The organism is Achromobacter sp. (assembly GCF_036567245.1).
Classification (GTDB): domain Bacteria; phylum Pseudomonadota; class Gammaproteobacteria; order Burkholderiales; family Burkholderiaceae_B; genus Achromobacter.
In genome coordinates this window covers 1-8,128 of sequence record NZ_DATCUY010000571.1, presented here as the reverse complement: position 1 = coordinate 8,128, position 8,128 = coordinate 1, and the positions used below count along the sequence as shown (strand labels likewise).

Genomic DNA, 8,128 nt, shown 5'->3' with positions numbered 1-8,128 from the left:
GCCGCCGCGCTGCCTGCGCTGTTCCCCTCCATCGCCCGCGCCGCCGCCTGGCCGGCGCATGCCGTGAACTTCATCGTGCCATTTCCCGCAGGCGGACCGGTGGACACGACTGCGCGCTTCACCACGCAGCCGCTGGGCCAGCTATGGTCGGTGCCCACGGTGGTCGACAACAAATCGGGCGCCGGCGGCATCGTGGGCGCGCAGTTCGCGGCCAAGGCCGAGCCCGACGGCTACAACTATTTCTTTGCTTCCATTCACCACGCGGTGCTGCCCAGCCTGCGGGGCAATCTCAGCTACGACATCACGCGGGATTTCGTGCCGGTAGGCATGGCGGCGGTTTTCCCCATTGTGCTGGTGGTGAACGCGGCGTTGCCCGTGAATTCGGTGAGCGAACTGATCGCCTATGCCAAGGCGAACCCGGGCAAGCTGTCCTTCAGCTCGTCGGGCACGGGCGGCGGCACGCACCTGGCTGGCGAGCTCTTCAACGCCATGGCCGGCGTGCGTATCCAGCACGTCCCCTATCGCGGCAGCGCGCCCGCCATGCAGGACCTGCTGGGCGGACAGGTGCAGGTGATGTTCGCCGACGGCCCTTCCGCCGTGCCGCATCTGAAGGGCGGCAAGGTGCGCGCGTTGGGCGTGGGCAACCCCGCGCGTTCCAGCATGCTGCCCGACGTGCCGACCATCGCGGAGTCCGGATTGCCGGGCTACGAGGCTTACTCATGGAGCGGCGTGATGGCGCCCAAGGGCACGCCGCCCGACATCGTCAAGCGCGTGAATGCCGACTTGGTGAAAGTGCTGTCGGATGCGGCCACCGCTCAAGCCATGATCGCCGCAGGCGCCGAGCCCAAGCCCGGCACCCCCGAACAGTTCGGCGAGTTTGTGCGCGATGAGATCGCGAAGTGGCGCGACGTCATCAAGGCGGCCAACATCAAGCTTGATTAGAGCCGGCGCAGGGCCTCGCGCGCGCTGTGGTATTCGGCTTCCAGCTGATCCACCAGCATGGCGGCCGGCAGGACCTCCTGCGCCGCGCCCACGCCCTGGCCCGCGCTCCACACGTCTTTCCAGGCCTTGGGCCGGGAGCTCTTGTCCATGTTGGCGGGCGGAGCCACGCCATTCCTGGCGAGTTCCAGGGGATCCAGGCCGGCCGCCTGGATGCTGGCCGACAGGTAGTTGGCGGGCACGCCCGAAAAGTATGGCGTGTAGGTCACGTCGCCGGCCTGCGCCTGCAGCACCATTTCACGATAGGCGTCGCCAGCCAGCGATTCCTGCGTGGCGATGAAGCGCGTGCCCATGTAGGCGAAGTCGCAGCCCAGTATTTGTGCGGCCAGGATGTCCTTGCCATGGCTGATACAGCCGGACAGCGCCAGCGGGCCGTCGTAGAAGGCGCGGATCTCGTTGACCAGCGCGATCGGGTTGATCTGCCCCGCGTGGCCACCGGCGCCCGCCGCCACCAGGATCAGGCCGTCGACGCCAGCGTCCAGCGCGCGCTTGGCGTGCCGCACGTTGGTGACGTCATGGAACACCAGTCCGCCGTAGCCGTGCGCTGCGGCCACCACCGCTTCGGGCGCATGCAGCGAGGTGATGATGAGCGGCACGCGCCGTTCGGCGCAGATGGCCAGATCGCCCTGCCAGCGCGGATTGCTGGGGTGGACGATCAGGTTGACGCCGTAGGGCGCAATCCGGGCGCCGGGCGCGGCCAGGCGCCTGGCGGCCAGGCCGTCTTCGATGCGCGTGAGCCAATCGTGCAGCTGTTCCTGTGGACGCGCGTTGAGCGAGGGGAAGGTGCCGATGATCCCCGCCGCGCATTGCGCCACCACCAGGTCCGGTCCGGAGACCAGGAACATGGGGGCGCCGATGACGGGCAGGCGGGTTTGGGCGTGCAGCGCGAGCGGGGGATTCATCTGGATGCTCCGGGGGGGTCAGTTGGCCTGGATGTTGGCGCTCTGGATGACGTCGGACCACAGCGCGTATTCGCGGTCGATGCGTGATTGCAGGGCCTTGGAGTCGCCGGTGTTGATGGTGTAGCCGCCGTCGGTCATGGCCTGGCGGAAGGCGGGGTCGCTGGAGACCTCCTTCAGCGCGCGGGTCAGGCGGGCCGCGACGGCGTCGGGCAGCTTCTTCGGACCGACCAGCGCGTACCAGCCCACTACCTCGTAGTCCTTCATGCCGGCTTCGACCATGGTGGGCACGTCCGGCAATTCCGGGTTGCGGGTCTTCGACGTGACGGCCAGGGCGCGCGCCTTGCCGCTCTTGACGAAGGGGATGGCGGTGCTGGTGATGTCGAACATGAAGGTGATCTTGCCGCTGATCACATCCACCATGGCGGGCGAGTTGCCGCGGTAGGGCACGTGCAGCATGGGCGCTTCCGCCTGCTTTTTCAGCAGTTCGGCCGACAGGTGGTTGGACGCGCCGATGCCGGCGGATCCGAACGACACGGCATCGGGATGGGCGCGGGCGTAGGTGACCAGTTCGCTGACATTCTTTGCGGGAATCTGCGGGCCGATCAGCAGGACGTTGGCGTAGTCCACCACCAGGCCGATCAGCGAGAAGTCCTTGCGCGGATCGAACAGCGTGCTGCGCTGGACCAGCGGCGACATGGTCAGGGTCGGGCTGGCGGCGAAGCCCAGCATGTAGCCGTCTGGCGGCGCCTTGGCGGTGGCGTCCGAGGCGATCATGCCGCTGGCGCCGGCGCGGTTCTCCACCACCACGGTCTGGCCCAACTTGTCGCCCAGGTACTTGGCGAAGACGCGGGCGGTGGTGTCGACGGGGCCGCCGGGGGCATAGCCCACCAGCAGCCGGATGGGGCGTTCGGGATAGGCGTCCGCCCTGGCGCCAGAGGCCGTGGCGAGCGCCGCCGCGGCGGCGGCTACGGTGAGCAGGGTCTTGATGTTCACGCTGTTGTCTCCTTGTGGGTAAGCGGCGGGTCGTGCAGCGGAACAGCAGGCCGCGGCTACGCCAGCCTTTCTTTCAGCGGTTGCTTGAGGATCTTGCCGCTGACGGTCGTGGGAATGGTGTCGATGGGGATGATGCGGGCGGGCCGCTTGTACGGCGCCAACTGCGCGCGCAGATGCAGCATCAGCAGGTTGGTGTCCACCGTGGCGCCGGGCAGGGGTTCGACGAAGGCGATGACTTCCTCGTTCTGGTCGGCGGTGGCGCGGCCCACCACGGCCGACAGGCGTACGCCGGGAAAGGCGTTGATGACCGATTCCACTTCCAGCGGATAGACGTTGAAGCCGGAGCGGATGATCAGGTCCTTGGAGCGGCCCGCGATGTACAGCGCGCCGTGTTCGTCGACGTAGCCGATATCGCCGGTGTTGAGCCAGCCGCCGGGCAGCAGCGCCTGCGCGGTCTGTTCAGGATTGCGGTAGTAGCCCAGCATGACGCCCGGGCCGCGGATCAGGATGTCGCCGCGCTCGCCTGGTGCGGGCGTGCCGCTGTCGGGGTTGCCGATGCGCATCTCCACGCCTTCGACTGCGTGGCCGGCCGAGCAGTCGTCGCGCGGCGCGTCGATGCGGGTGACGAACATGGAGCCCGCGTATTCGGTGATGCCATAGCCGTGATGCATGGCGACGCCGAAATAGCGCTCGGCGTCGCGCTTGAGCGTGGGGTCCAGCGCCGCGCCGCCGGTGTACAGGTAGCGCAGGGAGGGTGCCCGCAGCTCCGCGCGCGGCGGCGCCACGGCCATCATGCGGCTGAACATGGTGGGCACGCCCTGCAGAATGCTGACGCCGGGATGGGCCAGTGCCTTGAAGGCATCCGCGGCGTCGAAGCGGCTGCGCAGCACCAGGCTGGCGCCGGCGTGCACCGTGGCCATCAGCACGGTGGCGATGCCGAAGATGTGCGACATGGGCAGCGCGGCGTAGCCGATATCTTGCGGCGTCAGGCGGCGCGAGGCCGCGGACACGCGCGCGAAATGCAGCAGGCCGCGATGCGGCACCAGGACGCCCTTGGGCGCGCCCGTGGTGCCGGACGTGTAGATCACGGTGGCCACTTCCGCGGCCGAATCGCCTGTCTCGGCCTGCGTGGGGCCGTCCGCTCTTGCCGCTTGTACGCCCGGCCCCCAGACGTCCGGGTCGGCGTCGGCGGCGCCAGTGTGTTCGGCGTGGGCCGCGGCGGCGGGCGAGATGCCGCTGGTGTAGAGCAGCAGTTCGGGCTGCGCATGGTTGCGGATGGCGTCGATTTCACGCGTGGACAGGCGGGCATTGACGCCCACCGGCCAAGCTCCCGCCACGCTGCAGGCAAACAAGGCCGCAATCATGGCCGCGCAGTTTTCTCCCGCGATCAGCACGCGGTGTCCGGGACGCACGCCCTGGCTTTCCAGCCAGGCGGCCGCGGCCTGCACGCGGCGCCAGAACTGTGCGTAGCTCAGCTTGCCGCCGCCTTCCTCGTGCAGGAAGGTGGCGTCGGGCCGTTGGCCGGCCTGCTGGGCCAGCAATTGATGGATGCGGGTAAGAGGGGCTGCCGGAGACATGGTTGCGTCGTTCAAAGCGTGGCCTGGGTGCCCAGGATGGCGGTGGCTTGGCTGGACAGGGTGCCGCCGTTGCCGTGCACCAGGGCCAGGTGCGCATCGGCGACCTGGCGCGCGCCGCATTCGCGGCGCAGCTGGCGGACGGCCTCGATCATGATGAAGACGCCATACATGCCCGGATGCACGCAGCACAGCCCGCCGCCGTTGGTGTTGACCGGCAGCGTGCCGCCCGGGGCGATGGCGTCGCCCGCGATGAAGTCCTTGCTTTCGCCCTTGGCGCAGAAGCCCAGGTCTTCCAGGAACAGCAGGGTGTTGATGGTGAAGGCGTCGTACAGCTCCACCACGTCAATGTCCTTGGGCGCAACGCCCGCCATCTCGAAGGCCCGCTTGCCGGACTCGGCCGCGGCGGTCACGGTCAGGTCTTCCATGGACGAGATCTGGCGGTTCCAGACCGCGGTGGCGTTGCCCAGCACGTAGACCGGCGGGCGCGGCAGGTCGCGGGCTCGCTCGGCGCGCACCAGCACGTAGGCGCCGGCGCCGTCAGTGACCAGGCAGCAGTCGCGCACGCTCAGCGGGTCGGACACCATGCGGGCCGAGAGAATCTGGTCCAGCGTGGCGGGCTCGCGCAACTGCGCTTCGGGATTCAGCTGGGCCCATTGGTTGGCGGCCAGCGCCACCTGTGCCAGATGCTCGCGGCGGGTGCCGTACTGGTGCATGTGGCGCGCGGCCGCCAGCGCGTAGGACGACAGGGGGCTTAGCGGCTCGTAGGGTGTTTCGTAGGGCTGCGGATCGAACTGCTTGCGGACCCGGCCGATCTCGGCGCGGCTCAGGGTGGACGTGCGCTGCGTGCTGCCATAGCAGACCAGCACCGCGTTGCACTGGCCGGAGGCCAGCGCATGCAGCGCGGGCAGCAGGTGCGCGACGAAGCTGGAGCCGCCCAGCATGGTGCTGTCGATGAATGTCGGGCGGATGCCCAGGTGTTCGATCACCGGCATGGCCCACATCGGTGCGGCCACGCTGGCGGTGCAGATGCCGTCGATGTCGCGCATTGAGAGGCCGGCGTCGGCCACCGCGCGCTGCGCGGCCTGCACCAGGATTTCCATTTCGGTGTAGCCGCTGGCCTGGCCCAGGCCAGCATGGCCCACGCCCGCCACCGCCACGGCGCCGCGCAGATCGTTCAGCGTCATTGCGCCTCCTTGTTGGGAACGAAGACCACCAGGCCGTGGCCGGCCTGCTGCGTCACCTGGGCGCGCACCGCCATGCCGATATGCACGGCATCGGGCGCCACGCCTTCGACCCGGCTCATCAGCCTGACGCCTTCCGGCAGGTCGATCAGCGCCACGTTGTAGTCGCCGCCGGCCTCGGGCTTGCGGCGCACCACGGTGGTGGAATAGACCTCGCCACGCCCGTCGGGCGTGGCCCAGGCGAGCTTGTCCGCGCCGCAATGCGGGCAGATCATGCGGGGGTAGAACACCGCGCGGTCGCAACCGGCACAGTGCTGGATGAGGAAGCGGCCTTGGTCCAGCGCCTGGCGGTATTGCGCCTCGACGCCTTGCGGCGCGGCGCCCTGGTGATCGGGAACGGTCATGATGCCTACGGGTTCCAGTGGATGACGCTTGCAAGTGTCGGCACTGGCGGCGGGTTCGGCCATTCTTCATTGCTGAAGCTGGCCTTCTGCCGGCCCGTAGTGGGGCGCCCTATGTCCAGCGCGAAGCCCGTCTTCGGAAGAGGCAGATTGTCCGGCGCGCCGGACCGTGGCTAGATACCGGAAAGGAGCCCGACCATGAACCTGACCTGGACACCGCAAGAGCGGCTATTCCGCGAAGAAGTGCGCGCCTTCGCCACGGACAAGCTGCCGCAGGACATACGCGACAAGGTGCTGCGGCACCAGCGGCTGGAGCGCGACGACTATGTGCGCTGGCACAACATCCTGGCCGACCAGGGCTGGGGCGCGCCGAACTGGCCCGTCGAACACGGCGGCACTGGCTGGAACGCCTTGCAGCGGCTGATCTTCGAGGTTGAGTGTTTCAAGGCCGGCGCGCCGCGCCTGTTGCCCTTCGGCTTGTCCATGATCGGTCCGGTCCTGATGAAGTACGGCAGCGCCGAGCAACAGGCCAGCCTCCTGCCGCGCATCATCCGCGTCGAGGACTGGTGGTGCCAAGGCTATTCCGAGCCCGGCTCGGGATCCGATCTGGCTTCGCTTTCGACCCGCGCGGTGCGCGACGGCGACGAATACATCGTCAACGGCCAGAAGACCTGGACCACGCTGGCGCAGTACGCCGACTGGATGTTCTGCCTGGTCCGCACCGATCCCGAGGCCCGCGCGCAGCGCGGCATTTCGATGCTGCTGCTGGACATGCGTACGCCAGGCGTGACCGTGCGTCCCATCCGCACGCTGGACGGCGGACACGACGTGAACGAAGTCTGGCTGGAAAACGTGCGCGTGCCGGCGGCCAACCTGGTGGGCGTGGAGAACCAGGGCTGGACCTATGCCAAATACCTGCTGGGCCATGAGCGCACCGGCATCGCGGGCCTGGGCCATTGCCACCGCGAACTGGGCATCCTCAAACGCATGGCCGCGGACGCGAGCTCCCGTGGCAAGCCGCTGCTGTCGGACAGCCGGTTTCGCGACCGCATTTCGCGCATCGAGGTGGACATCATGGCGCTGGAAATGTTGCTGCTGCGCGTGGCGTCCAGCAACGACGGCACACCGGGGCCGGAAGCCTCGGTGTTGAAGATCCGCGGGTCCGAGATCCAGCAAGACCTGGCCATGCTGCAGATGGAGGTGGCGGGGCCGGACGCCTGGCCCTATGACCCCGATTGGCTGGAGGCCGGCAACGGCTACAGCGGCCCAGGACCGGAAATGGCGGCCGCGGCCGGCGCGGGCTATGCCGATATGCGCAAGACCTCGATCTACGGCGGCACCACCGAAGTGCAGAAGGGCATCATCGCCCGCCTGGTGCTGGGCCTGTAGGCCTGGTCTCGCGCAATCCGACAGGAAGACGACGCATGGATTTCATCTATACCGAAGAACAACGCATGCTGGCCGACAGCCTGCGGCGCCTGGTGGACCAGGAATGGACGCACTCGCGCCGCCGCGCCCGCCTGGCAGCGGGCAAGCTGGATGCCGACGCCTGGGCGGCGCTGGCCGAACTGGGTGTGCTGGGTCTGACCATCCCGCAGGATTTCGGCGGTTTCGGCGAAGTGCCGGCCAGCCTGCTGCCCGTGCATGTGGAACTGGGGCGCGGGCTGGTATCCGAGCCGGTCATCCCCAGCGCGGTCATGGGCGCGGCGCTGCTCGATGCTTGCGGCGGCGAGGCGCGCGGCCTGTGGCTGCCGGCCATCGCCTCGGGCGACGCCATCGTCAGCGTGGCGTACCAGGAACCCGGCCGCCGTTATGACGCCGATCCGCGCGATTGCCGCGCCGCCAAGACTGCCGAAGGCTGGCGCCTGGACGGCGTCAAGCATCTGGTCTGGCACGGCGCCGCGGCCACGGCATGGCTGGTCAGCGCGCGCGGCGATGATGGCCAGACGCTGCTGCTGGCGGTGCCAGCCGATACGGCCGGCGTGCAGATCACCGATACGCCCACGCTGGACGGCGCGCGCTGCGCCCGGCTGGAGCTGAAGGCGGTCAGCCTGCCGCCCGACGCCTTGCTGGCC

The 8,128-nt window shown here is 68.8% G+C and carries 8 protein-coding genes; 3 read left to right on the top strand and 5 right to left on the bottom strand.

Features of this window, described 5'->3' with window-relative positions:
• Positions 1-942: tripartite tricarboxylate transporter substrate binding protein (locus tag VIR09_RS24095; protein WP_332015139.1), on the top strand; the 942-nt coding region annotated here is incomplete at its 5' end.
• Here VIR09_RS24095 and VIR09_RS24090 read toward each other — a convergent pair.
• The 5 genes from VIR09_RS24090 to VIR09_RS24070 are packed head-to-tail and all read right to left on the bottom strand — an operon-like array spanning position 939 to position 6,056.
• Positions 939-1,901 (bottom strand): nitronate monooxygenase family protein, encoded by a 963-nt coding sequence (locus VIR09_RS24090; RefSeq protein ID WP_332015138.1) that lies wholly within the window; start codon positions 1,899-1,901, stop codon positions 939-941. The two genes, VIR09_RS24095 and VIR09_RS24090, sit on opposite strands and share 4 nt — an antisense overlap.
• An 18-nt stretch (positions 1,902-1,919) precedes the next feature.
• Positions 1,920-2,894 carry a tripartite tricarboxylate transporter substrate binding protein gene (locus VIR09_RS24085; protein ID WP_332015137.1) on the bottom strand — a complete coding sequence of 325 codons (975 nt, stop codon included), beginning with the start codon at positions 2,892-2,894 and terminating at the stop codon, positions 1,920-1,922.
• Positions 2,895-2,950: 56 nt separating this feature from the next.
• Positions 2,951-4,471: a class I adenylate-forming enzyme family protein gene (locus tag VIR09_RS24080; protein ID WP_332015136.1), complete on the bottom strand. Its 1,521-nt coding sequence runs from the start codon at positions 4,469-4,471 to the stop codon at positions 2,951-2,953.
• A gap of 11 nt (positions 4,472-4,482) precedes the next feature.
• Positions 4,483-5,655, bottom strand: a complete 1,173-nt coding sequence (locus tag VIR09_RS24075; RefSeq protein WP_332015135.1) for a thiolase — start codon at positions 5,653-5,655, stop codon at positions 4,483-4,485.
• Positions 5,652-6,056, bottom strand: a complete 405-nt coding sequence (locus VIR09_RS24070) for a Zn-ribbon domain-containing OB-fold protein (RefSeq protein WP_414639462.1) — start codon at positions 6,054-6,056, stop codon at positions 5,652-5,654. Before VIR09_RS24070 ends, VIR09_RS24075 begins: the two co-directional genes overlap by 4 nt.
• Positions 6,057-6,251: 195 nt before the next feature.
• Here VIR09_RS24070 and VIR09_RS24065 point away from each other — a divergent pair, with 195 nt between their 5' ends.
• Together VIR09_RS24065 and VIR09_RS24060 are read left to right on the top strand one after the other, a co-directional pair.
• Positions 6,252-7,442, top strand: coding sequence for an acyl-CoA dehydrogenase family protein (locus tag VIR09_RS24065; protein ID WP_332015133.1), 1,191 nt, complete (start codon positions 6,252-6,254; stop codon positions 7,440-7,442).
• Between the two features lie 35 nt (positions 7,443-7,477).
• Positions 7,478-8,128, top strand: a 651-nt coding sequence (locus tag VIR09_RS24060; RefSeq protein ID WP_332015132.1) for an acyl-CoA dehydrogenase family protein, incomplete at its 3' end; no start/stop codon positions are given.

Bases quoted from the DNA above. Each gene is read 5' to 3' on its own strand.
- VIR09_RS24090 (WP_332015138.1), bottom strand. From the start codon at position 1,901: ATGAATCCCCCGCTCGCGCTGCACGCCCAAACCCGCCTGCCCGTCATC.
- VIR09_RS24080 (WP_332015136.1), bottom strand. From the start codon at position 4,471: ATGTCTCCGGCAGCCCCTCTTACCCGCATCCATCAATTGCTGGCCCAG.
- VIR09_RS24070 (WP_414639462.1), bottom strand. From the start codon at position 6,056: ATGACCGTTCCCGATCACCAGGGCGCCGCGCCGCAAGGCGTCGAGGCG.
- VIR09_RS24075 (WP_332015135.1), bottom strand. From the start codon at position 5,655: ATGACGCTGAACGATCTGCGCGGCGCCGTGGCGGTGGCGGGCGTGGGC.
- VIR09_RS24065 (WP_332015133.1), top strand. From the start codon at position 6,252: ATGAACCTGACCTGGACACCGCAAGAGCGGCTATTCCGCGAAGAAGTG.